Origin of the sequence: Streptacidiphilus jiangxiensis (assembly GCF_900109465.1) — a bacterium.
In the GTDB taxonomy this organism is placed as follows: Bacteria; Actinomycetota; Actinomycetes; order Streptomycetales; family Streptomycetaceae; genus Streptacidiphilus; species Streptacidiphilus jiangxiensis.
The window spans coordinates 246,757-272,839 of the sequence record NZ_FOAZ01000007.1 but is presented as its reverse complement, the minus strand read 5'-3'; the positions used below and the strand labels follow the sequence as shown (position 1 = coordinate 272,839).

Genomic DNA, 26,083 nt, shown 5'->3' with positions numbered 1-26,083 from the left:
TCCCCCACCTTCTGGAGCGTCATGCCCACCTCTCCCCCGTGGCTTTCGCGCGCCCGCGCACTGCCCACCGCCGCCCTCTGCGTCCTCGCGCTGCTCCTGGCGCTCGCCGTCGCGCTGGGCGTCGCGCCCGCCGCGCACGCCGCCACCGTGTACGAGGCGGAAAGCGCCGCGCTCTCCGGTGGCGCCGTCGTCGCCTCCGACCACACCGGCTACACCGGCACCGGCTTCGTCGGCGGCTACACCGACACCGACAAGGGCGCCGCCGACACCGTCTTCACCGTCAGCGCCTCCGCCGGCGGCGCGTACACCTCGACGCTGCGGTACGCCAACGGCACCGGCTCGACGATGACCCTCTCGGTCTACCTCAACGGGACGAAGACCGGGCAGATCTCACTGCCCGCCACCGCCGACTGGAACACCTGGGGCACCGTTGCCACCCCACTGAGCCTGACCGCCGGAACCGACACCGTCGGCTACAAGTTCGACTCGACGGACTCCGGCAACGTCAACCTCGACAACATCAGCCTCGCCGCCGTCCCGCCGCCCCCGCCCGGCCAGTACGAGGCGGAGAAGGCGGCGCTCTCCGGCGGCGCCGTCGTCGCCTCCGACCACACCGGCTACACCGGCACCGGCTTCGTCGGCGGCTACACCGACACCGACAAGGGCAGCGCCGACACCGTCTTCACCGTCACCGCCTCCGCCGCCGGTGCCACGCCCGTGACGCTGCGGTACGCCAACGGCAACGGCTCCGCCAAGACCCTCTCGGTGTACGTCAACGGCACCAAGGTCCAGCAGGACTCCCTCGCGGCCACCGCCGACTGGAACACCTGGGCCACGCAGGCCGACACGCTGACCCTGAACGCGGGCAGCAACACCATCGGCTACAAGTTCGACTCCACGGACACCGGCAACGTCAACCTCGACAACATCACCGTCGGCAGCGCCGCATCGTCCACTCCGTCGGCCTCTCCCACCCCTAGCTCCACCTCGACCGGCGGCGCCACCGGGCAGGTCTACCAGGCCGCGAGCGCGTTCTTCACCGGCGGCCCGACCGTGGCGACCTCGCTCGCGGGCTACACCGGCAGCGGCTACCTCACCGGCTTCACCGCCACCGGCGCGGTCGTCGACTTCACCGCCGACGTGCCGAGCGCAGGCAGCTACCCCGTCTCCCTCGCCTACGCCAACAGCACGGGCTCGGCGCAGACCGTCTCGCTCTACCTCAACGGCGTGAAGGCCGGTCAGCTCTCCCTGCCCGCAGGCAGCGGCTGGCTGCAGAGCAGCGCCCAGAGCGAGCCGCTGCGCTCCGGCCTGAACCTGATCGCCTACCGCGCCGACTCCGGCGACAGCGGCAACATCGCGATCAACAGTGTCACCGTCACCGGAGGCGCCGCGCTCGCCGCGCAGGGCGCCACGCTGCCCTACACCGAGTACCCGGCCGCGAACGCGCAGACCAACGGCACGGTGCTGCCCTACAGCACCAGCTACCCGAGCCTGCAGGCCGAGGCGACGGGCCGTCAGGCCGTCCAGCTCACCGGCACCGGCCAGTACGTGCAGTTCACCCTGACCGCGCCGGCGAACTCGATCGTGCTGCGCTACTCCATCCCCGCCAACTCCGACGGCTCGACGGCCACCGCGCCGCTCGCCCTGTACGCCAACGGCAGCAAGCTCCAGGACCTGAGCCTGACCACCCAGTACTCCTGGCTCTACGGCGGCGGCTACTACGACACCCGCACCCCCAGCAACGGCGTCGCCCACCACTTCTACGACGAGACCCGCGCCCTGATCGGCAACTGGCCCGCCGGGACGGTGCTCAAGCTCCAGAAGGACTCCGCCGACACCGCCGCCTCCTACACGATCGACGTGCTCGACGCCGAACAGGTCGACCCCGCCTACGCGATGCCGGCCACCGGCTACACCTCGGTCACCACCTACGGCGTCACGCCGAACAGCGGCGCCGACGACACCACCGCGATCAACAACGCCCTCAGCGCCCTCTCGGGCACCGGCACCGGCCTCTGGTTCCCCGCCGGGACGTACCTGATCTCCGGCCGGATCAGCTTCGCGGGCGTCTCGATCCGGGGCGCGGGCGAGTGGTACACCACGATCCAGTCCACCGCCCCCAACGGCTCCGGCGGCCTGTTCGCCACCGGCGGCGTCAACCAGGTCGCGGACCTGAGCATCACCGGCGACCAGACCTTCCGTAACAACGACTCCGGCGCCGCCGGCATCGAGGGCAGCTTCGCCTCCGGCTCGCTGATCTACGACGTGTGGATGGAGCACCTGAAGGTCGGCCTCTGGGCCAACCCCGGCAACGGCCTGTACGTGGTCGGCGACCGCGTCCGTGACGTCTTCGCCGACGGCGTCCACATCCACGGCGGCAGCACCGGCACCCGCGTCGACCAGACCGAGGTGCGCAACACCGGCGACGACGAACTGGCCCTGGACACCGAGGGCGGCAACGTCACCGGCTGCGCGCTGACCAACGACACCGTCAGCAGCCCGATCCAGGCCAACGGCATCGGCGTCTACGGCGGTGGCAACAACACCGTCGCCAACAACCTCGTCTCCGACACCGTCGCCTTCGGCTCCGGCATCACCGTCAGCACCGCGTTCGGCGGCGGCTTCACCGGGCCGACGACGGTCAGCGGCAACGCGATGGTGCGGGCGGGCTCGTACAACTCCAACTGGGGCTCCTCGCTGGGCGCCCTGTGGATCTACGCCAGTACCGCCGACATCACCCAGCCGGTGACCGTCACCAACAACACCGTCAGCAACGCCACCTACCAGGGCGTCCTGCTCAGCTACGGCAAGCAGATCAGCAACCTCACCCTGGACCACCTGGCGATCAGCGGCACCGGCACCTACGGCATCGACATCTCCAGCGTGACCGGCAGCATGACGGCGAACTACGTCACCGTCACCGGCGCCGCCTCCGGCGGCCTGAACAACCCCGGCGGCTACACCATCAACCGCGGGGCGGGCGACAGCGGGTTCTGACGGAACCGCGGGAGCCGGACCCTGTCAGCGGCAGGGACCGGTCACGGAGGCCGGGCAGCTCTCAGGGCCCGGCCTCCTCACGGCCGGTTCGGCGGGCGTGGGACGCGAGGCGTCCGGCCAGCGCGACGACGAGGTCGCGCAGCTCCTGCGGGCGCTCGATGACGAAGGGCCGGTCGAGCGCGGCCAGGACGGGCGGCAGCCAGTCGAGCCGCTCCGCCCGGACTTCGACCTGCCGCCAGCGCTCAGTGGCCGGGTCCTCCTCGGCGCTGGGCGCCGGCTCGTCCAGGACGGCCAGAGCGGCGGGGAGGTGGGCACGGATCTGCTCGACGGTCCCGTGGATCCGCAGGCTCACCTCGTACCGGTACCCGGCCGTGGCGAACCCCGACAGGACCCGCTGCGCGGGATCCGGGCCTTCGGGCGCGGGCGCGTCGAACGAGCCGGGCAGAGTCCTGGCGTCCGCGATCCGGTCCAGCCGGAAGGTCCGCTCCTCGCCGGTCCCGGTGTCCTGGCCGGTGACGTACCACCGGCCCGCATGGGCGACGATCCCGTACGCGTGGAGCGTGCGCTCGCTGCGCCGCCCGTCGCGGTCGGTGTACCGGATCGCCAGCGGTCGGCGGTGGCGTACCGCGTCGGCGACGCCGAGCAGGACCCCGGCGTCCGGTGCGGCGGGGGACCCGCCAGGCGGATCGGTCAGAGCCAGTGACTCCAGGAGGGCGTCGAGTCGGCCGGCGAGGTGCTTGGGCAGCACCCGTCGGATCTTGGCCGACGCCGTCTCGCTCGCGGTCCGTCCCGCCACCGTCAGCCCCGCGCGGCGGCCCGCCGTCAGGCCGAGCAGGACGGCCAACGCCTCGTCGTCGCTGAGCATGAGGGGAGGCAGGCGGTACCCGGGCCGCAGCCGGTACCCGCCGTAGCGGCCCCGCACGGACTCCACCGGCACGTCGAGGTCGATCAACTGGTCCACGTACCGCCGAACGGTGCGCCGGTCGACGCCGAGCCTGTCGGCGAGTTCGGCCAGCGTTCGGGTCCCTCCGGACTGCAGCAGCTCCAGGAGTGTCAGTACGCGGCCGGCGGGTCGGGTCACGTCCACAACCTCACACACATACAAGACGGGTTCTGTCCACTATTCCTCCTAGCCTACGACGCAAGGACACCGACTACGGCAGCCAGGGAGACAGCACCATGGACTTCGTCTCGATCCGCATCATCACCGGCGACGTCGCACGCCTCGTCGACTTCTACGAGCGCGCCACCGGCGTGCGGGCGGAGTGGGCCACCGAGGACTTCGCCGAACTGAGGACGGCCACGGCCACGCTCGCGATCGCCGGCACCCGCACCGTCCCGCTCTTCGCCCCGGGCTCCGCCCGCCCCGCGGACAACCACAGCGTCATCACCGAGTTCCTCGTCGACGACGTCGACCGCGTCCACGAGAACCTGACCGGCCTCGTCACCGACTTCGTCGCCGGGCCGACCACGATGCCCTGGGGCAACCGGTCCCTGCTCTTCCGCGACCCCGACGGCAACCTGGTCAATTTCTACACACCCGTCACCGCGTCGGCGGAGCGGCGGGCCAGGAGGTCGGCGGAGCGCTGACCCCAAGACGGGGGCGCTCGTGCGGCAGCCACCCGTCAGTGCGGCCGCGAGTTCGCCGTTCCGGCAGCGCCCACCTGCTTCACCATGGCCTCGACGGCCCTGATGACGACGTCGGGCCGGTCGAGCGGGACATCGTGCGAGCTGTGGTCGGCGACGAGCAGCTGCCGGTTGGGCGCGGCATCGGCGAACTTCCGCTGCGCCTGACGCCACAGTCCTGCGTCGAGTGCGGTCGGGAAGGGTGTGGTCGCGGAGACGACCGCGGTGGCGGGGACCGACGCGGGCCAGCTCAGCTCGTGGTAGGCCAGGTGGACCGGCCCGTAGTCGTCTGCCTCGTCGAGGAGCTGACGGGTCGCCGTGGTGAGCGGCCGGCTCCTGAGTGCGTCGATCTGCTGCTGGCTCGCGGCCACGATCCGCTCGGTCTCCGCCGTGGTGTAGAACGGCGGCAGGCTCGCGTCCACCAGGACTGCCCCTGCCACGACGCGCGGGTGCGCGCGGACGAAGTAGGTGGCGATCTCGCCGGCCAGCGAGTGCGACACCAGGACCACGTCCTTCGTGACGCCGAGCTGCGCCAGCCCGGCGGCGAGGTCCGCTGCGGCGTTCGGGGCCCGCCAGGGCCCCGGGACGTAGGGGCTCTCTCCCTCGCCGGAACGGTCGTAGGTGATGATCTCGGCTCCGGTCCGGCGGGCGAGGACGGGGGCGACCTTCTTCCAGTAGGAGGCGTCCAGCCCGCCACCGGAGTCGAGGACGATGACCGGCAGGCGGTTGTCGCCGGAGGTCACGTAGAACGCGAGCCGGTGTCCGTCGACCGTCAGCATGCGGGTCGACGGCTGCGCGGCAACCGGCGCGGAAGGTCCGGCCTGGGATGCCGCGCCGGTCGTGCGGGGCGGCGTCGCACCGGCGGTGCCGCAGGCGGTGAGGCCGCCGACCACGAGCGCGGCGGCGAGTGCGAGAACCGCCTTGCGGTGACGCGCGGTTCGGATGCTCTGGTTGTCCATGGAACCTGTCCCTCCGTCATGAACCTGCATTCAGCGTCGCCGCAGGGAGGGTTCATCGGCGATGGTGCCGGCCCCCCTCGGGGAGGGGGTGTTTTCCCCCGGACCGAGGGCCCCGCCCACCGCCCGGCCCAAGGGCCGTGGAGCCGAGCGTCCTGGCGAGGAAGTCCGTCACGCGTCGCAGTGCGGCGTCGCCCTCGTCCAGCATCGCGGCGAAGGCCTGGAACAGGTGCGGGACGCCGGGGGTGACGTCCAGGGTGACCGGGACGTCGTCGGCCGCGGCGCGGGACGCGAGGCGGACCGCGTCGTCGAGCAGCACCTCGTGCGAACCCGCCTGGACCAGCAGCGGCGGCAGGCCACGCAGGTCCGCGAAGACCGGGCTGACCAGCGGATCCGACGCGTCGGCCGGGCCCAGGTAGTCCTTCGCCCGCACCGCGATCGCCGCCGCCGTGAACGACGGGTCGACGGCGGCCTTGGCCGTCATGCTCGCGCCGGAGAGGCTCAGGTCCGCGTAGGGCGAGAACAGGACCCCGGCTGCGGGCATCGGCAGGCCTTGGTCGCGCGCGGCGACGAGCATGGCCGCGGCCAGGCCCGCGCCGGCCGACTCGCCGACCACGGCGCCGGTCGCCCAGCGGCCCGCCGACCGGGAGAAGCCGCCGCCGGCCGCGTCGAGCAGGGCACGGTAGGCGGCCAGCGCGTCGTCCAGCGCGGCCGGGTAGGGGTGTTCGGGGGCGAGGCGGTAGTCGACGGAGACGACCCGTGTCCCCGTGCGGCGGGCGACGTTGGCCGCGAGCGCGGCCGAGGTGCGGGCGGAGCCCAGGACGTAGAAGCCGCCGTGGAACCAGAGCAGTGTGCCGTCGGGGGTGACGCCGTCGATGCCGATCTCCAGCGCCGGGATGCCACCGAGGGTCCGGGGCTCCACGACGACGTCGTCGGGCAGTGGTCGCGAGGTCAGCATGCGGGTGAACACCTCGCGCTGCGTCAGATGGTCACCGCCGATGTCCAGCGGGCCGGTTCGGAAGAGGGTGTCGAGCGCGTCGCGCTGTTCCTTGCTCATGCCGTCAGCCTGCTGCGACCGACGGTTATGCGGCAATGCCATATCCCGCATACCCTGTATGCGTGCCACGTATGGAGTCGGTCGACCTGAACCTGCTGGCCCCGTTGCACGCGCTGCTCGAGGAGCGCCACGTGTCGCGCGCGGCCGAGCGGCTGCACATGAGCCAGCCCTCCATGAGCCGCGCCCTGCAGCGCCTGCGCGCCACCCTCGGGGACGAGTTGCTCGTCCGTGGACCGGGCGGATACCAGCTCACCCCTCGGGCCGAGCGGATCCAGGCCGAACTGCAGCAGGCGCTGCCGCGCCTGGAGCACGTCTTCTCCGGCGAGGCCTTCGACCCCGCGACGGCGGCACGGGCGTTCCGGCTCGCGGGCACCGACTACACGGTCTCCGTGCTCAGCGGTGCCCTGCTCGGGCGGGTCTTCGAGCAGTCGCCCGGCTCCACGGTGCTCTTCTCACGCTGGCACCACGCCGTCTTCGCCGACGCGGAGCACGGCCTGGTGGACCTGCTCGTCCACGGCGGCACTCCCCCGCCGCCGCTGCGCACGCGGACCCTCTTCGAGGAGGGCTACTCATGCCTGATGTCCGCTCACCACCCGCTGGCCCGGCGCCCCGCACTGTCGCTGCAGGACTACCTGGACTGCGCCCATGTCGTCGTCGACGTCACCGACGGGCGTCAGGGCCACGTCGACCAGCGCCTCTCATCCCTCGGCGTACCCAGGCGGGCGAGCGTCACCGTGCCGTACCACGCGGCGGCCGCGGCAGCGGTTCCGGGCACCTCCCTGGTCGCCACCCTGCCGACGAACTTCGCCGTCCACCACTCCCTACCGGGCACCACCACCGTCGTCCCGGCCCCCGAAGAGATCGGCTCCCTGCGCTACGCCATGTCCTGGCATCCACGCCTGGACGGCGACGCCGCCCACCAGTGGCTGCGCGACACGATCGTCGCGACGCTGGGTGCGGGCTGACGCCCTCCGGCCCGCCGCTGCCCTGACCGCTCGACGATTCCGGCCGACGCGACGGGTCGGCGGTCCGGGGCCGCCGGTTACTCCCAGACCTCCGGGCCGCCACCGAACCATTCGACGACGCCGGGCTGCTCGAACAGGTCCGGGTCCATGGCGCACCGGACCATGAAGGCCTTCACGTCCTCGGCGCTGTAGGCGCGACCGACCTCCAGGCCGAAGAAGTCGACCTGCCGGTAGTGCTGGCCGGCGGCGTCGGTGTGGGGCCGATGGACGACGACGCGGGAATCGTTCTGGCCCGCCGCGAAGATGCTCACGGTCCAAGGGTGTGGTCGCGCCCCGGTGATCGCATCCGTTGGCCGGGGTCGCTCCGGTTGGTGGGCGCGGTGGGAACCGGGCGAACGCGGGTGAGGGGGTCCGCGACGAGCCGGGTCCGTCGCGCCACGGGGAGAGCGGCCCGCACCTGACGAGCGGAGTCCTCGTCACCGCCGGTCGACGGCCGGACCATGCCCCGCCTCACAAGATCACATACTCCCTTCGTAGGATCAGCGACCGCACTCTTTGCAGGTCGCGGCCGTTCCAGGCCCGGCGGGCCTGCCGGAAGCGGACGTCCGTGCTCGTCCGGGAAAGCTGCCGGACCACCGGCGGGAAGCGAGCAAGCGGTGTCCACGACCACAACGGCGACCGACAGACACGGTGCGCCGGGCACCGGCGTGACACTCGCGCCGTCCTGGGGCGGCACCCGCCGCCCGAAGGACAGGAGCGGGCCGGAAACCCCCGGGACGGACAGGACTGGGCCGCCCTCGGTGCCGATCGCGCTCTCGGTCGCGGGCGTGCTGCTGATGGTCCTGGTCGCCGCCGCCGCACCGAACGACCACACCTTGGACATGGCCATGCCGCTACTGCGGCTGCCGGCACTCGCCGGACCCGCGTCCACCTACCTGACCTGCGCGGCGATAGCCGCCCAGGGGCTGGGCCTGCTCGGGATGCTCCACGCGGCCGGCCAGGGGTGGCGGCCGTCACCGCGCAAGCTGCTCACCGCCGGAGGGGTCGGCGCCTGCCTGCTGACGCTCGCCACGCCCGTCGGCTCGGCGGACGTGGCCAGCTACGCCGCCTACGGCAGGATCGCCTCGCTCGGACTCGACCCCTACCGGGTTGTCCCCGCCGACCTCGGCGGCACCTACGCGCATCTGGTCAGCAGTGTCTGGGCGCGGACCCCCTCGGTCTACGGGCCGGTGGCCACCTTCGTCCAGCGGCTGGCCGCCGACATCGGAGGCGACCACGTGCTGGTGACGATCGGTGTGCTCATGGCGGCGAACACCGTGGTCTACCTGGCCACCGGCCTGATCCTCGTCCGTGTGGCGTCCGACCGGAGCCGGGCGGCCCTGCTGTGGGCGGCCAATCCGCTGCTCCTGGGGCTCCTGGTCGGCGGCGGCCACGTGGACACCTACCTCGCCCTGTTCGCCGTCTGCGCGGCCGCCCTCGCCTCGCGGCGGCCGGACTGGCTGGGCGAGGCGCTGATCGGCGCGCTGCTCGGGCTCGCCTGCGGCGTCAAGATCAGCGCGGCCCTCCTGGCGGTCGGACTGTCCTGGCCGCTGCTGCGCGAGCGCAGCTGGAGACCGCTGCTCGTCCGTGCGGTCAGCTGTCTGGGCGTCATCGTCCTGCTGTACGCGCCGGTCGGCCTGCACGCCTTCGCGCCCTTGTCCGGCGCGTCCCAGCTGGTGTCCGTGCCGTCGGTCTGGCAGCTGCTGCAACTGGCCGGCCGTCTGCTGATCGGGCCCGCCGTGGCGGCGGCACTGATCAGCGCCGCGTGGCCGGCGCTGATGCTGGTCACGGCCTCGCTGCTGCTCCGCCTCGGCGCCGGTCCGGCGCGACCGGACCGCCTGGAGCAGCCCCGGACCGCGCACGCCCTGGCGCTGGGCTGGAACATCGCGGCGCCCTGGTCCATGCCCTGGTACACCGCGATGACCTGGCCCCTGGCCGCGCTCCTGCCTCGCGCCCGCACCAACGACTACCTCCTGACGGCCCTCACCCTCGGGCTCGCGCTGGCCCACAACACCGGCGGACACGGCTGGAGCTGGTAGGCGCCTGCTGTGGGCCGGGCGGCTCGGCGCCGCTCGATCAGCGCGGACGCCGACCACTCGTACACCTCCGCCCCCACGCCGAGGAGCGCACCACACGCCGCCGCGGTCAGGCTTCCGCCCTGTGGAACGCACGGATGCCGACCGCCTCGAACCCGGCCGCGTGACCGCGACGAGCGACGAGGCGGGACCACTCGTTCGGGCTCGTCGCGCGAGCGGACGGCGCGGCGCGGGTATTCGATGGAAGGTGGCCCACACATCCTGGCGATGGGAGCCGGCCATGGCCCACACATCCCTCCCCGGTCCGCACGCGACCCGGCCGCTCGCGGCCCGACCGGCATCGGACACAGGGACAACCCCCCAGAATCAGCAGCTGTCGGTGTCCGCCGTCTGCGCCCGGGCCGTTCTTGCGGGCGGCTTCGCGATCCTGGCCGCGGTGGCCATCACGATGCTGTTGCGCGGTATGACCAACATGATGGCCTTCGAGAGCACGACGACGCTCGACGACGGCGTCGCCAATCTCGGAGCCCTGTGCGCCGGCGTGTTCACGGCGACCCTGTTGGCGGCGCTCGTGCTGTACGCGCTGCAGAAGCGGACACCGCGGGCCTTCGAGGCGTTCCTCGCGATCCTGGGCCTGTCCTACGTGGCCTATCTGCTGGTCACGGTGCTGGGCGGACTGAGCGGCTCGCAGCGGGCCGGGAACCTGGTGGCCGCGCTCCTGTTCGCCGGAGTCATCGCCGTCCTCGCGGGCTGGGCGACCAACACCCTGCCCAAACCCGACTGACTCCCTCCAGGGTGGGGCGCGCCGAGGCCGAGAAGGTCGGCGCGCCCTCGGACGGTCGGCGGTCAGCCGGCGTCCGACAGTCCGCGCAGCGCGCCGGCCAGCACGGGGACCAGCCGTCGTGCGGTCCGCTCCGGGGGTTCGGCGGCGAGTTCGGCGCCGATGGGCGCCAGCGCGAGCCAGTTGAGCAGGCCGGCCGCGCAGCGGATCCGGAACACCAACTCCTGCTCCTCCACCGCGGGAAGGCTCGCCGAGAGCACCCGGACGATGTCCCGACGGGACTGCTGGAACTTCCCCGTGAGCCGGTCCCAGCCCTCCGGGGGGTCGATGCCGACGCGCGCGACGGTCCGGATGACGGCCAGCTCCCGGCCTCCGGCAGCCAGCGCGTGCATCATCGGCCGGGCGAACGCCGCGGCCAGCTCCTCGACGCCCGCCGCCGCGTCGAGCGCGGCGACGGCGGCGATCTGCGCGTCCAGGTACTGCTCCAGCGCCTGCTCTATCGCCGCGTCGCACAGGGCCTTCATCGACCCGAAGTGGTAGCTCACCGCGGAGACGTTGGCCTCGGCGTGGTCGGTCACCTCGCGGAGGGTCACGCCCTCCTGTCCGCGCTGTGCGAGCAACTCCTGTGCGGCGGACAGGAGGCGGTCCCGCGTCCGCTGGCCCGCCTCGCGGCGCTGGTCCGCCCGTTCTCTCACCATGCAGAGAAGTCAAACAGTCGCTTGAATTCCCTGTCAAGTCAATCAATCATCTGCTTGACATCCTCTCGACCCCGCTCCTACAGTTCAAGCAATCGATTGATTTGGTGCGCACCCGACAAGGGCGCACCCACCAGGGATGGGGACCGACATGAAGTCGCTCGGATGGAAGACGATCGTCACCGCCACCGCGCTCGCGGGCCTGAGCAGCCTCGCCGTCACCGCCGGGACGTCGCAGGCCGCCGGCCCCGCGGGCGGCGCCGCGCACGTCCGCCCCGCCGCCGGGACGGAGGCGCCCGCGGCGCTGACCCCGGCCCAGCTCGCGGCCCTGCCGCTGACGAACCGTCACCTGACCCGGCACGAGATCGACAACCTCGCGGTCGTGCTGGGCGCGTACCACGACGCCGAGGGGGCGAGCCTGAACGTCGACGACTTCGTCAACAGGTTCACCGACGACGGCGTCTTCAACGACATGGTCGCCGGCCAGAGCTACCGCGGCCAGGCGCTCGGCGACGTGCTGACCAACATGGCCTCGATCTTCCCCGACGTCCACCGCGACCTGCGGAGCATCACCGTCAGCGGCGACGAGGTCAGCCTCGAACTGGCCATCCAGGGAACCTTCGAGGGGCCGGCGCCGACGCCGGCGGGCACCCTGAAGCCGAACGGCGCCCGCATCGACGTGCCGACCGCCGACTTCTGGTACCTGAAGGACGGCAAGATCACGAAGTTCGACTGCTTCGTCGGCTACACCGACATGTACGCCCAGATGGGCGTGAACCTCGACTGGGCCGGAGCCGTCGCCAAGGGCTGAACCGCTTCCGGGCGGGTGATGCCCTGCACCCTCCGACGCGGATCACCCGCCCGCCCCCGTCAGCACCAGCACGGCGGCCATGCAATCGACCCAAGACAGCCCCACAGGGCCACAGCAGGTTCACCGGGGCGTAACTCTGGCCGGGCAGCGTGCTCTTGGCCGACACCCCGCACCTTTCGGCCAGGCGACGCGCATAGACCTGAGCGGAATTTGAGCTTCGACCTGTGGATGCGCGCAGCTCGGCAGGCTGCCTATAGTGGGCTTGTTCTCGACATGTTCACGCTCGGAGGAGTACCCGCTTGAACACGGTCCTCGTGAAGCGTGCGCCACGCGCAGAGCGCCCTGAAATGCCCGAAGGTCAGGTCGAATTGGCGGAGCCTCCGGTCCTCGGGGAGCCCGCGAGCGCCGACTTCGGGTCCACGCTGATGTACCTGCCGATGGGGCTCGGCGCGGGCGCGATGGTGCTGATGTTCTCCATGCGCGGCGCCGGTCCGACGGCCTACATGATGTCCGGGATGATGGGTGTCGCGATGGTGAGCATGACGCTCACTCAACTCGGGCGCTCCAGCGGCGAACGCCGGCGTCGGATGCGCGCCGAGCGCCGCGACTACCTGCGCTACCTGGCGCAGAAGCGCAAGCAGGCCCGGCAGGCCGCGGACGAGCAGCGGGCCGCGCTGCTCTGGGACAACCCGGCGCCGCGCGACCTGTGGGCGCTGGCTCGAGGTGGCCGACTGTGGGAACGACGGCCCGGACACGAGGACTTCGGCCGGGTGCGGATCGGCCTCGGCGTGCGGCGCGCCGCCCTGGAGTTCGTGCCGCCGCAGACCAAGCCGGTCGAGGATCTGGAACCCCTGTGCGCCGTCTCGCTGCGCCGGTTCACCATGGCCCACCAGACCGTCCCCGGACTGCCGATCCCGGTCACGCTCTCGCGCTTCACCAGTGTGGAGTTCGCCGGTGACGGCGACTCCGCGCTCGGGCTGATACGGGCCATGGTCGGACAGTTGACGGTCTTCCACTCCCCCGACGAGCTGCGCGTCGCCGTGCTCGGCGACGACTCCGGGCGCGCGGAGTGGGACTGGGTCAAGTGGCTGCCGCACAACGCGCACCGCTCCGAGCAGGACGCGGCCGGACCGGTCCGCCTCGCCGCGGCCGACCACGACACGCTGATGCAGTTGCTGGGTACGGAGGTTCGCGACCGTCCGGACCACGATCCCAGCGCCTCCCCCAGCATCGCCGAACCGTTCGTCGTCGTCATCGCGCAAGGTGTGCCGCTGCCCGACTCCTCCCGGCTGCTCCACGGCGGCCTGCGCAACGTCGTCCTGCTGGACGCGACCGGCGCCATGACCGGAGGCCCGAAGGTGCTGCGCCTGACCACTCGCGGCGACCGGGTGGAGTTCCCCTCCGGCAGCGACACCGTCTCGGCCCAGGCCGACGCGCTCAGCGGCGTCGAGGCCGTGACCCTGGCCCGCGTCCTCGCCCCGCTGCGCACCAGCGGCAGCGTCGAGCTCCCGGACCGGCCCCTGGAGTCGGACCTGGAACTGACCACCCTGCTCGGCATCCGCGACCCGCGCACCTTCGACGTGGACGCCAAATGGCGGCCCCGGCAGGCGCAGTCCGCCCGGCTGCTGGTACCGCTCGGCGTCACCGAGGACGGCGAGGTCATCGAGCTGGACCTCAAGGAGTCGGCGCAGGGCGGCATGGGCCCGCACGGCCTGCTGATCGGCGCGACCGGATCCGGCAAGAGCGAGCTGCTGCGCACCCTGGTGATCGGACTGGCCGCCACGCACTCCTCCGAGGTGCTGAACCTGGTCCTGGTGGACTTCAAGGGTGGCGCGACCTTCCTCAACATGGACCGGCTGCCGCACACCTCCGCGGTCATCACCAACCTGGCCGACGAGATCCACCTGGTCGACCGGATGCGGGACTCCATCAACGGCGAGATGATCCGCCGTCAGGAGCTGCTCCGCGAGGCCGGCTACTCCTCACTCTTCGACTACGAGAAGGCCCGCCACGCCGGGGCCGAGCTCGCACCGCTGCCCTCGCTGCTGGTCGTCGTCGACGAGTTCTCCGAACTACTGGCCAGCAAGCCCGAGTTCGTGGACCTGTTCGTCTCCATAGGCCGCCTCGGGCGCAGCCTCGGGGTGCACCTGCTGCTGGCCTCGCAGCGCCTGGACGAGAGCCGGATCCACAAGGTGGAGGGTCACCTCTCCTACCGGATCGCCCTGCGCACCTTCTCCTCGATGGAGTCCCGCAGCGTCATCGGCGTCGCCTCCGCCTACGAGCTGCCCTCGGCGCCCGGCAACGGCTTCCTCAAGATCGACACGACCAACCTGGTGCGCTTCAAGGCCGCCTACGTCTCCGGGCCCGCCCCGGACCCGGTCAGCGCGGCCGAGGAGTCGCTCCAGCAGGCCAGGGCGCACCACGAGGTCCGCCCCTTCACGCTGGACCAGCAGGGGCAGCTGCTGTCCGAGGCGGCCGCCGTCGCCGCGGTCCCGGCGCCGCGCCCGGCCGCCGAGCAGCCGGACCGCGCCCAGAGCGACGAGTCGCTGCTGGAGGTGCTGATCGACCGTCTGGAGGAGAGCGGCCCGCCGGCCCGCCAGGTGTGGCTGCCGCCGCTGACGGCGCCCGCCAGCCTGGACCAGCTGCTGCCCGGCATCGTCCCCGACCCGGCGCGCGGCATGACCGCCGCCGACTACCCCGGGCTCGGCAGGCTGCGCGTCCCGCTCGGCATGGTCGACCGCCCCTACGAGCAGCTGCGCGAGCTGCTGGTGGCCGACCTGTCGGCGGCCGACGGGCACCTGGGCCTGGTCGGCGCGCCGCAGACGGGCAAGTCCACCGCGCTGCGCACCCTGATCCTCTCCCTGGCCCTCACCCACACCCCCGACGAAGTGCAGTTCTACTGCCTGGACTTCGGCGGCGGCGGTCTCGTGTCGGTCTCCGGCCTGCCGCACGTCGGCTCGGTGGCGACCCGCCTGGAGCGGGACCGGGTGCTGCGCACGGTCGCCGAGCTGACGCAGCTGATGGAGCGACGCGAACAGGAGTTCACCGCGCGGGGCCTGGAGTCGATGGCCGCCTACCGCGCGCTGTGCGCCCAAGGCGCGGTCGACGACCCCTACGGTGACGTCTTCCTGGTCGTGGACGGCTGGTTCACGCTCCGTCAGGACTTCGACGACCTGGAGCCCAAGGTCATGGAGTTGGCCGTGCGCGGCCTCTCCTTCGGCATCCACCTGGTCGCCTCGGCGGTGCGCTGGTCCGAGCTGCGACCCCGGCTGCGCGACATGCTGGGCACCAAGCTGGAGCTGCGGCTCGGCGACTCGCTGGAGTCCGAGGTCGGCCCGCGCGTCGCGGCCACCATCCCGCACCAGCCAGGACGCGGCCTGACCTCGTCCGGCCACCACTTCCTGGCCGCCCTGCCGCGCCTGGACAGCTCCCCGGAGACGGCCGACCTGACCGAGGCCACCAAGGCCGCCGTCGCCGAGATCCGCGCCTTCTGGCCCGGCGGCGCCGCCCCGGACGTACGGCTCCTGCCGACGCTGCTGCCCGCCGAGAACCTGCCGCCCGCCGAGGGCGACCTCAAGGTCGCGCTCGGCTGGGACGAACAGCGCCTGCAACCGGTCTGGCACGACTTCGCCGCCCAACCGCACCTGATGGTGTTCGGCGACGGCGAGACCGGCAAGACCAACGCCCTGCGCCTGGTGATCAAGTCCATCACCGACCGCTACACGCCCGACCAGGCGCGCATCATCGCCGCCGACCCCGGTCGCGGCCTGCTCGCGATGATCCCGGAGGAGTACCGGATCGGCTACGTCGTCGACCGCGACGGCCTGGCCACCCTGGCCGGCAACGCGGCCGTCTCCGTCACCAAGCGCGTGCCCGGGCCGGACATCAGCCCCGAACAACTGACCCGACGCGACTGGTGGTCAGGGCCACTGCTGTTCGCTCTGGTCGACGACTACGACCTGCTGGCGCCCAGCGGCGGCGTCGGCGCCACCTCGCCACTGGCCCCCCTGTTGCCGCTGCTCTCCCACGGCGCCCATGTCGGCCTGCACCTGGTCGTCGCCCGCTCCACCTCCGGCGCCACCCGGGCCATGATGGACCCGCTGCTGCGCCGCCTGTGGGAACTCGGCAACCCCGCCCTGCTCTTCTCCTACCCCAAGGAGGAGGGCAAGTTCCTCGGCGAGGCCAAGCCTCGCACCCTGCCCGCCGGGCGCGCCCAGCTCGTCACCCGCCGGTCTGTCCGCCTCGTCCAAACCGGATTGGTGACCGCCCCATGACCACCATCGAACCCGTGCTCTCCGCCGAGGTCTGCCGCGTCACCGTGGTAGGGCCCAAGGGCCAGGCCGACCTGGCGGTCCCGGTCTCGCTCACCGTCTCCGCGCTGCTGCCCGCCCTGCTGGCCCGCGTCGAGGAGGCGACCGGGCCGGGCGGTGTGCCCTGGGTGCTGCAACGCCTGGGAGAGGACCCGCTCGACCCCGACGCGACGCCGGACTCCATCGGCCTGCGCGACGGCGAGGTGCTGCACCTGCGCCCTGCCGAGGCGCCGCTTCCCGCCCTGCAGTTCGACGACCTCGCCGACGGCGTCGCCCACGTCCTGGCCGGACGGGCGGACCGCTGGCAGCCCCAGCACACCCGGCGCCTGGCCGTCAGCGTCGCCGCACTGACGCTCGGCGCGCTGCTGTGGGCGCTGCTCGGCTTCGGGCCGGGGGCGGCCGCCGCGGGTACGGCCGGCGGCCTCGCCGTCCTGCTCGCCGCCGCCGCAGTGGCCGGGGACCGTCTGCACGCCGGCCAGGGTCCCGTCGTCCTCGCCGGGACGGCCGCGCTGCTGTTCGCCGCGGCGGCCGGGCTGACGTTCCGCGCGGCGCCGCAGGCCGGCCACACGATCCTCGGCAGCGCCGTGGCGTTCGGCGGTTACGCTCCCGGCGAGCCCGGCGTCCTGGTCGCCGCGGGGGCGGTCGCGGCCCTCGCGGCGGCGCTGCTCGGGTTGCGGCCGCTGCCCGTGGTCATCCCCGCAACGGCGTTGGTCGTGGCGCTGGCCGCCGGCATCGGCGCGCTGCTGGTGCGCTCGGCCGATCTGCCGCCCGGTCAGGCGACGGCCGTCGTGGCGGTGGCGCTGTTCGTGCTCGGCCACTTCGGCCCGCGGCTGACGCTGCGCATGGCGAGGCTGCGCGTGCCGCAACTGCCGCACAACGCCGAGGAGCTCCAGCAGGACATCGACCCGGAGCCGCTGGAGCGCGTGGAGCGCCGCGTCACCGCCGCCCACGGCTACCTGAACACGCTCAGTCTGGCCTCGGCGCTGGTCTACGCGGCGGGTCTGTGGTGCATGGTGCGCGAGACCGGGTGGATCGGCTGGGTGCTGCCGCTCGCCTTCTGCGGTGCGGTGCTGCTGCGCTCACGCGGTCTGACCAGCACCCTCCAACGGGTACCCATGGTGCTGGCGGGCGCGCTCGGCCTCGCGCTGCTGCTCGTGGTGCGCGGCGCGTCCGGCCACCACACCGCGCGCGGCGTGGTCGTGGTGGTGCTGCTGGTCGCGGCCGTGGCGCTGCTGGTGGCGGCCTGGCGGCTGCCCAGCAGTCGGCTGCTGCCGGTCTGGGCGCACTCCGGTGACCTGCTGGAGACCCTGTCGGCCGTCGCGCTGCTGCCGCTGTTGCTCCAGGCCGTGCACGCGTACGCCTGGTTCCGGTCACTGGCGAGCTGAGGGGAGAGACGGTGCAGACACGACGCGACCACCTGCAGGCCTACCAGTTCGCCATGGGACGCCTGGCCACCGCGCTGGTCAGCGGGGACCCCGGGCGAGGCGAGAGCCCGACCAAGCGTGCCGCCCTGGGCAGCGTCCTGGGCGCGGGCGTCGTCGTGCTGCTCTGCGCCGGGTTCGGCGTCTACGGGCTCATCTCCCCCGCCCCGACCGACGACTGGCGCACCCCGGGCTCGATCGTGATGGACCGGTCCACCGGCAGCCGCTACCTCTACCTCGACGGGGTGCTGCGGCCCGTCCGCAACTACGCCTCGGCGCTGCTGATCGCGGGCAAGGACGCCACCGTGCGCGAGGTCTCCGCCGTGCCCCTCGGCGACACCCCGCACGGCCCCCCGATCGGCATCCCGGACGCGCCCGACGCGCTGCCCGCCGCCTCGGCGCTGCTCAGCGGCCCCTGGACGCAGTGCCTGCGCCCCGACCTGCAGGCCGGCGAGTCGGTCGACTTCACCCCGGCGGGCCGCACCAGCGGCGTCCCCGCCGACCGGCAGCTGCTGCTCACCGGACCGGACGGCAAACTGCAACTGCTGTGGCGGGGCGTCACCCACCTCGTCCCGTCAACCGCCACCCTCATCGCCCTGCGGCTCGACGCCGACCAGGCCGTCCCGGCTCCGGCGAACTGGCTGCGCACGCTCCCGTCGGGCGCGCCCCTGGTCGCACCGGTGCTGGCCGGGAGCGGGCGGGCGGCCGGCTCGGTGGGCGGCCAGGCCGTGAAGGTCGGCCAGCTGTTCACCACGACGGACGGCGCGGGCCGTTCCTACGTCATGACCAGCGGCGGACTGGCCCCGATCAGTGCCACCACGGCAGCCCTGCTGGCGGCCGAGCGCGGCGCCGCCCCCGTGCGCCAGGTCGGCTCCACCGTCCTGGCCGCCGCGCCGGTCGCCGCACCCGGCAGCTCGCCCGGGACGGACCTGCCCGACGTCCTGGGCGCCCAGCAGCTCACCGTCGGCGCACACGCGGCGGTGTGCGAGCTGCAGCACATCGCCGACAGCGGGCGGACGGTGGCGGGCACGCTGGTCCTCGAACACGGCGGGAGCGGAACCGGAGGCCCCGCCGTCGACGTCCCGGTGGGCGGTGGTGTGTTCGCCGTCGCGCAGGAGGACGTTGTGGCCCAGGTGTCCAACCCTCAGGAGTACCTGATCACCGATCAGGGCACGGCCTACCCGATCGACAGCACGGCGGCGGCGCTGCTCGGCCTGGGGAGCACCAGCCCCGTCGAGCTCCCGCAGGGCCTGCTCGACGTACTGCAGCGCGGGCCCGTGCTCAGCCGCGGCGCCGCCGAGGCGACGGTCGGCGGTGGTTCCTGATGGCCTCCGTGCTGCGGGCGGGCCGCTCGACCGCAGCGGCGCTGCAGGCCCGGGTCGCCGGACACGCGCTGCTGATCCACCCCAAGGGTGAACCCGACCCGCAGGCGGTGGAGTTCGCCGCCGGGCTCGCCCAGGACGACCAGCACCTGCTGGTCGTCGTCGACCTGCCCTTCGGCGCACTGGACGAGGCATGGCCGGCGGTGGCGCGGCTGCTGGCGCCGCGCCGCGGCAGTCTGCGGTTGATCTTCGGCCGGGCCACACCGCAGGAGGCGCGTCGCGCCGGCCAGGCCATCGCGGACCAGTTGGAGCGGCTGGTGCTTGCTCCCGACGGCGAGCTGCTGCCCACCGCGGGCGGCGGCCTGTTCATCCCCGCCGACCACGGGGCGGGTTGGCTGCGGATGCGCCCGGGACGCGAACCGGAGCGCGACTCGCAGCGCTTCCCCAAGCCGCTGTGGGAGTTCTCCACCCTCGACCGGCCGTGGCAGACCAGTGAGTTCGGCGTGGCCGAGTCGGTGCCCAGTGGCGTGTGGGTGCGCAGCGCCCGGCCGCACGGGTTGCTTGCCGCCTGGCGCCGCCTGGTGGACCGGCTCCCCAGCGACCGCTCGGTGCTGACCGTCGTCCTCGGCTGCCCGGGCGGCCCGGCCGTGCCGCTGGCCGACGTCGTCGGCGTGTGGGACTCCGTGCTGCCCTCGGTGCGCTCGCGGGTGAAGTTCGTCCACTTCGGCCCCGTGGCCGTCCCCGGCGGCGAAGCGCTGGGGCAGGCGCTGGCCGACGTGTTCGACCAATCCGTCACCCTCTGGACGGACCTGCCGCTGGGCGTCGGCCCGCTCGAGGACGCCCTGCCGAACTGGGCACCGTTCGTGCAGGCCCTGCAGTACGCGCCCGGCAGCGCCGGTCCGCCCGTCCTGCTCGGCTTGCGCCCGCCGCTGCCGGGGGTACGTCAGATCGGTCCCACCTCCTACGAGTACACCGCGACCGACGTGCTGGAGGTGGTGCAGTCCGGCCTGTGGATGCGCCCCGCCGCCGAACCCGCCAACAGCGGGGAGGTGCGGCGGATCCCGGCCGCGCCGGGCTACTCGGCCCTGCTGTACGACCGCAGCGCCCCCGACGGCGGCGAGCGGATGAAGGCCCTTGCGGAGGACCTGCTCTGGCGCTTGGAGCCGGCCGCGCGGACCCTGTTCCGCATCGCCCCGGCCGACGACGCCGCGCTGGCCGCCCCACCCGGACACCAGGACGCCTGGTCCCTGCCCGAGCCCTCCACCGAACCCTTTCTCACCGCTCCGGGCTCGACCCGTCCCCGCCCCGCGCATGTCGCGCCCTGGGCGGTGGAGGCCGAGGCGAGCCCGGCCGTGGAGGAGGGGCGGCGCGGACGCACGGCCTCCTCCTCCGGCCAACAGGGCCGGGCGCTCGGCAGCCTCGCCCCGGACGAGACCCCGTCTCCCGCTGTCGCTCTCCCGACGACGCCCGCCGCACCGACGCCCGTCACGGCACCTGTGCTCCCGCAGCCGCGCACGCAGACTTTCGCCCCGGCGAACGCGCTGGCCGCTGCGGCGCCGTCCGGGCTCGCAGGCCCGACCCTCGCCGTCCCCAGCCCGCCCCCGCTGACGGCCGCAGCCTCGGCCGAGCCCGGCGTCACGACGACGGAGCAGGCACCTGCCGGACTCGACGCGAGGGCAGGAGCGCAGCCGCCCGCCGATCCCGGCACAGGGACGGCATCCCAGCCGCCCACCGGCACGGGCTGGGTGACTCCCACCCCCACGCCACCGCCCGGCCCCGACCAGCCGGCCACAGCGCACCCGGCCACTGGCCCCGCCACAGGCACCACAATCCAGCGCCCCGCCGGCACGGGCCGGGCGACGCCCACCCACACGCCACCGCACGCACCACACCAGGACGCGGCCCAGCCGCTCGCCAATCACGGCACAAGCACCACAACCCAGCGCCCCACCGGCACGGGCCGGGCGACGCCCACCCACACACCACCGCCCGGCCCCGGCCAGGCCGCGGCAACAGCGCAACCGGCGGCCGTGCCCGCGGCCCGGCCCGACGCCACCCATGCGCTTCCGGCTCCTGCGACGCCGGCCCCGCCGCCTGTCGCCTTCACGCCAGGAGTCGCGCCGCACCCGCAGGGCCCCCGCGCGACACGGGGCTTGGAGCCCGGCGCGACCGAACCGACCGGAGAGCCGGGACGGAACGAGGGATCGGAGGCAACCGTTCCCGACACCACGGCCGAGCCCGCTTCGTCCGACGGGGCGACGCCTCGCGGACCGCTGCCTGCCTCCCTCCCGGCCATCGCACCCGTCGTCGGCCCCCTTGGCGCGCTCGACCCGCCGGACGAGCCCGAGGCCGGGCCTGACCGACCGGCCGCTGCGACCTCCGAGGCGGTCAGGCCCGTCCTGCCCGCCATCGCCGGGATCCGGCTGGAGTCGGGGGCGCCCGGGGGGCCGTCTCTCGGGCCGGCGAGCGCGCCGCACCGTGCCGACGAGAACGCCGAGTCCGGCGAACCCCCGGAGGCCGTGCCCGAGCCCGCAGCGCAGAGCGTGCGGGTGCAGCCCGTGCCCAAGGAGAGCGCGCTCGCCCTGCCGCCGCAGCAGGGCGTCGAGCAGGAGCGGGAGTGGGTGCGCCGCACCTTCAGCGCGCAGTACCACGCGATCGCCGGGAGCGTCTCGCGGGTGATGTCGGAGGCGCCGGGCCTGCGCGACGGGTCGCGCACCGCCGCCGACGCGCTGACCGACCTCGTCGCCGTGCGGCTCTACCTCTCCGGCGACGGCGCGGAGGTGGACGACGCCGTGCGCGGTGCGACCGTCGGGCCGCACGTGCCGCTGGCGCGCTGCATCGCGTCCGGGCTGCGTCGGCTGCCCTCGTACCGGGGGGCGGCGCTGGTCCGGGCCCGGCTGACCGCCGCCGAGTGGGACTGGTACCACGAGGGTCGGCGCGTCACCGAGTGGGCGTTCTGGACGGCCTGGACCGGGTGGCGGCTGGCCCCGGAGGGAGCCGCCGACCTGCTGGTCTGGTCGCTGACAGGCCGCCGGACCAGCCTGTTGGACCCCGCCGTGCCGGACCGGGTCGTGTTCCTGCCCGGGACCGCCTTCAAGGTGCTGCGCGCCGACGACAGCGGTCCGCGCCCGCTCCTGCTGCTGCGGGAGCTGACCGCTGCGGAGGCGACGGAGCCCGAGGAGGCGCGGCAGGCCGACGCGCCGCTCGACGCCCTCGCGCTCGGGGTCCTGGACCGCGCGGTCGAGGCCCTCGGTGCCGCCACCGGCGGCAACAGCCAGGAGAGCGGCGAGCCTGCCGGACCAGTCCTCGGCACGGCCCCCGGCCTGCTCGGCCGTGCCCGACCCACCCGAGCCGGCGCCGCACGCAGGGGAGCGAACACGTGAACCGACCCGTCCTGCTCGTCTCGCGCTCCCAGGCGGGCGCCTACCGCACCATCGGCGAGGCGCTGCGTCACGCGACCGACGGCGCGCTGATCACCGTCGCCGCCGGGCGCTACGACGAGACGCTGACGATCACCCGCCCGGTCTCCCTCGCCGCCGAGGACGCCGGGGCCGAGGGCGCGGAGGTCCGCGTCCACGCCGAGAAGGGCAGTGCCCTGGTGCTGGACGCGGAGGCGGTCCAGCTGTCGGGGCTGGTGCTCTCCGGCGCCGACCCGGAGGCGCCGGTGCTGGACGTGCGGCGCGGGCAGGCCGCGCTCGACGGCTGCCGGATCGAGGGTTCCGCCTGGGCGGCCGTGCTGGCCTGGCACGACGGGACGGTGGCGCTGCGCTCCTGCACGCTGACGAACAGCCAGGGGGCGGGCGTCGTGGTGACTTCCCCCGGCGCGAGCCTGATCGAGCGGTCCCGGATCGCGGACGTCGCCTCCTCCGCCGTCGTGGTCGCGGACCGGGGCCGGCTGACCGTGCGCGACTGCACCGTCGAGCGGGTGGAGGGCAACGGAGTCTGCGTCAACGGGCAGGGCTCGGTGACGGTGGAGTCGACGCAGGTGCAGGGCTGCCGCAAGCCCGCTCTGGCCGTCGAGCAGGAGGGCACCGCCCGGCTGGACCAGGTGGTCGTGGGCGGCAGCGCCGCCGTGGACGCCTACCTCACCAGCAGCGGCGAGACGGTGCTGACCGGGTGTCGCTTCGAGCGCTCGCGCGGGCAGGCGCTGCACATCGCCGGTCCGTCCACGGCGCTGCTGCGCGGCTGCGCGGTGACCGCGGCCGCCACCGTCGCCGTCCAGGTGACCGGCGGCGCGCGGCCGCGGCTGGAGGGCTGCGTCATCGCCGACTCCCCCGTCGGTCTGCTGGTCGACGCGGGCAGTGCGGCACACGGCACGGACCTGACGGTCCGCGGTGCGCGCACGTCGGCGGTGCGGGCGGAGGGTGAGGCCGTGCTGACCCTGCAGGGCGGCGAGATCACCGGCGGGGGCGGCGGCGGTGTCGAACTGGACGGCGGCGCCGAAGCCAGGTTGACGGAGGTGCGGCTGCACACCACCGCTGCGGACGCCGGGACCGCCCTCGGCCTCGCCGGGGGCGCCCGGATGCAGCTGACCGGCGTCCGGGTCCGGGGCTGGACGACGGTGGTCGGCGCGGACTCACAGCTCACCGCCCACGACAGCGAGTTCGCAGACTCGGCTGCCGACGGCGTCCGGGTCGCCGAGGGGGGCACGCTCACGGCCGTCGGCTGCCGGATGACCGGCGCGCACGGTCACGGGGTGCACGTGCAGCCGGGTGCGCGGGCGGAGCTGACCAACTGCGCCGTCGTCGGCAACTCCGGTGACGGGGTGCGCTCCAGCTCGGACGAGCCGGTGCAGCTGCACCACTGCGAGGTCCGCGACAACGCCGGCAGCGGGGTGCGGGAGTTCAGCCCCTCCGGTCGCGGCGGTGAGCCTCCCGCGGCACCGACCGCGCAGCGCGCCGCGCCGTCCCCGCAGCGCGCGGAGCAGCCGTCGGGCGCGGGCGCCCACCACGTGGGCACCGGTCCGCTGGCCGATCTGGACGCGCTGGTGGGCCTGGAGAGCGTCAAACGCGAGGTCACCGGGCTCATCAACCTGAACAAGATGGCCCAGCGGCGGCAGGAGATGGGCCTGCCCATGCCGCCGATGAGCCGCCACCTGGTCTTCGCCGGGCCGCCCGGAACCGGCAAGACGACCGTCGCCCGCCTCTACGGCGCGGTGCTGGCCGAGCTCGGCATCCTCAGCCAGGGACACATCGTGGAGGTGGCCCGTGCCGACCTGGTCGCCCAGATCATCGGCGGCACGGCGATCAAGACCACCGAGGTCTTCACCAAGGCGCTCGGCGGTGTCCTGTTCATCGACGAGGCGTACACCCTGACCAACCAGTCCAAGGGCAGCGGCCCGGACTTCGGTCAGGAGGCCGTCGAGACGCTGATGAAGCTGATGGAGGACCACCGCGACGAGATCGTGGTCATCGTCGCCGGGTACTCGGCGCAGATGGACCAGTTCCTGGCCTCGAACCCCGGCATGGCGTCGCGGTTCGCCCGGTCGGTGGAATTCCCCAACTACAGCCCCGACGAGCTGGTGACCATCGTCGAGGGCCTGTGCGCCAAGCACTACTACGAGCTGACGGACGACGCCCTGCAGGCCCTGGTCCGCTACTTCGAGGACGTGCCCAAGGGTGCCACCTTCGGCAACGGCCGCGTCGCCCGGCAGGTCTTCGAGGAGATGATCAGCCGTCAGGCGTCGCGCCTGGCGGCGGAGGCGTCCTCGGACGACGCCGCGCTGTCCGTCCTGACCGGGGCCGACGTGCTCACCGTCCCCGCCGCCGACCAGCCCGCGCCGACGCAACCCCTGTCACCGCGACCGTCACCGCAGTCCTCGCCGCAGGGTGTTCCGGAGGAGGGGTTCGACTCTCCGGGGTTGCGCCGCCTGGACGCCCTCGCGGGCCTGGACGAAGCCCGCGCCACGCTGCGCACCCGCCTGCAGCAGTTGGCGACCCTGCACCGGTCCGGCACGCTGGTGGAGGGCCTGGCGCACGTGGTGCTGCAGGGCGGCCCCGGCAGCGGGCGGCAGGCCCTGGCGGCCCTGTACGCACGCTGTCTGGCGGAGTTCGGGCTGCTGGCCTCCGGGGCGGTGCAGCGGCTGCCGCTCTCGCACGTCCCGGTGCGCTGGGCGGAGCAGCCGGTGTTCCGGCTGGCGGCCGCGCTGCGGGAGTCCGAGGGCGGGCTGCTGCTGCTGGAGTTGGACGAGGCCTTCACCCAGCGCCGGGAGCCGGAGCGCGGGCCGGTGCTGGAGGCGCTGGCGAAGCTCGCCTCCAAGCCGCACGGGGCGGTGCTGGCGCTCAGTGGCAGCGAGCCCCATCTGATGCGGGCGCTGGCCGGACACCCGGAGGCGGCCGAAGCGTTCGCCGAGTACGTCGAGTTGGCGCCCTACACACCGGAGCAGCTCACCGTTCTGCTGGAGCGCAGGCTGCGGCTGTTCGGCTTCCGTCTGGGCGAGGAGGCGGCGGCGACCGCGACGGCGCTGTTCGCCTCGCGGCCGCCGGCGCGCGGCGCCTTCGAGGTCCACCGGCTGGCCGAGCGCCTGTCCACGACCGCGCGAACGCGCACGCTGACCCCCGGCGACCTCCCGGAACCGGGACCGAACCGGGCAACCGGCGCGGAAGCGGAACCGCCCGCATCCTTGGTGCACTCATGACAATTGAAGCTTCGACGTCCTGACCACCTCCCCACACCGCCTCCCAACTCCCTTACCCCGGACACGATCCGCGACGAAAGGAACCGCAGTGAGCAAGCTGACCGCAGTCGAACTCCAGGGAATGACCACGGCCCAGGGCACGTTCCAGACGGCCCTGGACGACACCACGCGCTCCTACGCGCAGGTCGAGGGCCAGATCGAGGCCCTGCAGGCCAGCTGGACCGGCGAGGCCGCCACCATCTTCAACCAGGCCATGACGCAGTGGCTGGAGGACTTCCGCTCCGTCAACAACGCGCTCAGCACCATGCTGGAGAAGCTGGCGCAGAACACCAACGTCTACGCCAACACCCACGCCGACACCGAGCAGGTGGCCCAGCAGGTCGCACAGACCATCGGCTCCGGCAACTACGGCGGGCTGCCCGGCCTGTAG

At 73.5% G+C, this 26,083-nt stretch carries 17 protein-coding genes; 12 read left to right on the top strand and 5 right to left on the bottom strand.

Annotation, left to right across the window (positions count from 1 at the left end; translation table 11 throughout):
* The first annotated feature begins 21 nt into the window (after nt 1-21).
* The gene (locus tag BMY61_RS16125; RefSeq protein ID WP_042442828.1) at nt 22-2,997 is read left to right on the top strand and encodes a CBM35 domain-containing protein; all 2,976 of its coding nucleotides are present in this window, start codon (nt 22-24) and stop codon (nt 2,995-2,997) included.
* A 61-nt stretch (nt 2,998-3,058) separates the two neighbouring features.
* On the opposite strand, the gene BMY61_RS16120 is transcribed toward BMY61_RS16125, so the two are convergent.
* Entirely contained in the window at nt 3,059-4,078 is a 1,020-nt protein-coding gene (locus BMY61_RS16120) for a helix-turn-helix transcriptional regulator (protein WP_042443024.1), read from the bottom strand.
* 98 nt (nt 4,079-4,176) lie between these two features.
* On the opposite strand from BMY61_RS16120, the gene BMY61_RS16115 reads away from it, so the two are divergent.
* Entirely contained in the window at nt 4,177-4,587 is a 411-nt protein-coding gene (locus BMY61_RS16115; RefSeq protein WP_042442826.1) for a VOC family protein, read from the top strand.
* A 35-nt stretch (nt 4,588-4,622) separates the two neighbouring features.
* Here BMY61_RS16115 and BMY61_RS16110 read toward each other — a convergent pair whose 3' ends face one another.
* Nucleotides 4,623-5,582 carry an alpha/beta fold hydrolase gene (locus BMY61_RS16110; RefSeq protein WP_042442824.1) on the bottom strand — a complete coding sequence of 320 codons (960 nt, stop codon included), beginning with the start codon at nt 5,580-5,582 and terminating at the stop codon, nt 4,623-4,625.
* Nucleotides 5,583-5,634: 52 nt separating this feature from the next.
* Nucleotides 5,635-6,636 carry an alpha/beta hydrolase gene (locus BMY61_RS16105; RefSeq protein WP_042442822.1) on the bottom strand — a complete coding sequence of 334 codons (1,002 nt, stop codon included), beginning with the start codon at nt 6,634-6,636 and terminating at the stop codon, nt 5,635-5,637.
* A gap of 71 nt (nt 6,637-6,707) precedes the next feature.
* Between BMY61_RS16105 and BMY61_RS16100 the strand changes: the two genes are divergently transcribed.
* Nucleotides 6,708-7,601, top strand: a complete 894-nt coding sequence (locus BMY61_RS16100) for a LysR family transcriptional regulator (RefSeq protein ID WP_042442820.1) — start codon at nt 6,708-6,710, stop codon at nt 7,599-7,601.
* Between the two features lie 77 nt (nt 7,602-7,678).
* Here the strand turns inward: BMY61_RS16100 and BMY61_RS16095 are convergent, their stop codons facing one another.
* The gene (locus tag BMY61_RS16095; protein WP_042442818.1) at nt 7,679-7,912 is read right to left on the bottom strand and encodes a hypothetical protein; all 234 of its coding nucleotides are present in this window, start codon (nt 7,910-7,912) and stop codon (nt 7,679-7,681) included.
* A gap of 489 nt (nt 7,913-8,401) precedes the next feature.
* Between BMY61_RS16095 and mptB the strand changes: the two genes are divergently transcribed.
* Both mptB and BMY61_RS16085 read left to right on the top strand, forming a co-directional pair.
* Entirely contained in the window at nt 8,402-9,679 is a 1,278-nt protein-coding gene (gene mptB, locus BMY61_RS16090) for a polyprenol phosphomannose-dependent alpha 1,6 mannosyltransferase MptB (protein ID WP_052438333.1), read from the top strand.
* 376 nt (nt 9,680-10,055) lie between these two features.
* Nucleotides 10,056-10,460 (top strand): DUF1646 family protein, encoded by a 405-nt coding sequence (locus tag BMY61_RS16085; RefSeq protein ID WP_042442816.1) that lies wholly within the window; start codon nt 10,056-10,058, stop codon nt 10,458-10,460.
* Between the two features lie 62 nt (nt 10,461-10,522).
* Here BMY61_RS16085 and BMY61_RS16080 read toward each other — a convergent pair whose 3' ends face one another.
* Nucleotides 10,523-11,155 carry a TetR/AcrR family transcriptional regulator gene (locus tag BMY61_RS16080; protein WP_082014744.1) on the bottom strand — a complete coding sequence of 211 codons (633 nt, stop codon included), beginning with the start codon at nt 11,153-11,155 and terminating at the stop codon, nt 10,523-10,525.
* 148 nt (nt 11,156-11,303) lie between these two features.
* On the opposite strand from BMY61_RS16080, the gene BMY61_RS16075 reads away from it, so the two are divergent.
* The 7 genes from BMY61_RS16075 to BMY61_RS16045 all read left to right on the top strand — a co-directional run bounded on the left by BMY61_RS16075 (nt 11,304) and on the right by BMY61_RS16045 (nt 26,083).
* Nucleotides 11,304-11,963: a nuclear transport factor 2 family protein gene (locus BMY61_RS16075; protein ID WP_042442814.1), complete on the top strand. Its 660-nt coding sequence runs from the start codon at nt 11,304-11,306 to the stop codon at nt 11,961-11,963.
* Between the two features lie 347 nt (nt 11,964-12,310).
* A complete protein-coding gene (gene eccCa, locus BMY61_RS16070; protein WP_082014743.1) occupies nt 12,311-16,237 on the top strand; it encodes a type VII secretion protein EccCa in 3,927 nt (1,308 codons plus the stop codon).
* Entirely contained in the window at nt 16,234-17,658 is a 1,425-nt protein-coding gene (gene eccD, locus BMY61_RS16065) for a type VII secretion integral membrane protein EccD (protein WP_042442811.1), read from the top strand. Before eccCa ends, eccD begins: the two co-directional genes overlap by 4 nt.
* 11 nt (nt 17,659-17,669) lie before the next feature.
* Nucleotides 17,670-19,019, top strand: a complete 1,350-nt coding sequence (gene eccB, locus BMY61_RS16060; protein ID WP_042442809.1) for a type VII secretion protein EccB — start codon at nt 17,670-17,672, stop codon at nt 19,017-19,019.
* Nucleotides 19,019-22,399 (top strand): hypothetical protein, encoded by a 3,381-nt coding sequence (locus BMY61_RS46225; protein ID WP_042442808.1) that lies wholly within the window; start codon nt 19,019-19,021, stop codon nt 22,397-22,399. Before eccB ends, BMY61_RS46225 begins: the two co-directional genes overlap by 1 nt.
* On the top strand, nt 22,396-25,653 hold the full coding sequence (locus tag BMY61_RS48390) for a right-handed parallel beta-helix repeat-containing protein (protein ID WP_042442807.1): 3,258 nt from the start codon (nt 22,396-22,398) through the stop codon (nt 25,651-25,653). Before BMY61_RS46225 ends, BMY61_RS48390 begins: the two co-directional genes overlap by 4 nt.
* 88 nt (nt 25,654-25,741) lie before the next feature.
* On the top strand, nt 25,742-26,083 hold the full coding sequence (locus tag BMY61_RS16045) for a WXG100 family type VII secretion target (protein ID WP_042442805.1): 342 nt from the start codon (nt 25,742-25,744) through the stop codon (nt 26,081-26,083).

Coding starts and splice junctions, on each gene's coding strand:
- BMY61_RS16125 (WP_042442828.1), top strand. CDS start 22: ATGCCCACCTCTCCCCCGTGGCTTTCGCGCGCCCGCGCACTGCCCACC.
- eccCa (WP_082014743.1), top strand. CDS start 12,311: ATGCCCGAAGGTCAGGTCGAATTGGCGGAGCCTCCGGTCCTCGGGGAG.
- BMY61_RS16080 (WP_082014744.1), bottom strand. CDS start 11,155: ATGGTGAGAGAACGGGCGGACCAGCGCCGCGAGGCGGGCCAGCGGACG.
- BMY61_RS16110 (WP_042442824.1), bottom strand. CDS start 5,582: ATGGACAACCAGAGCATCCGAACCGCGCGTCACCGCAAGGCGGTTCTC.
- BMY61_RS16115 (WP_042442826.1), top strand. CDS start 4,177: ATGGACTTCGTCTCGATCCGCATCATCACCGGCGACGTCGCACGCCTC.
- BMY61_RS16100 (WP_042442820.1), top strand. CDS start 6,708: ATGGAGTCGGTCGACCTGAACCTGCTGGCCCCGTTGCACGCGCTGCTC.
- BMY61_RS16105 (WP_042442822.1), bottom strand. CDS start 6,636: ATGAGCAAGGAACAGCGCGACGCGCTCGACACCCTCTTCCGAACCGGC.
- eccD (WP_042442811.1), top strand. CDS start 16,234: ATGACCACCATCGAACCCGTGCTCTCCGCCGAGGTCTGCCGCGTCACC.
- BMY61_RS46225 (WP_042442808.1), top strand. CDS start 19,019: ATGGCCTCCGTGCTGCGGGCGGGCCGCTCGACCGCAGCGGCGCTGCAG.
- BMY61_RS16075 (WP_042442814.1), top strand. CDS start 11,304: ATGAAGTCGCTCGGATGGAAGACGATCGTCACCGCCACCGCGCTCGCG.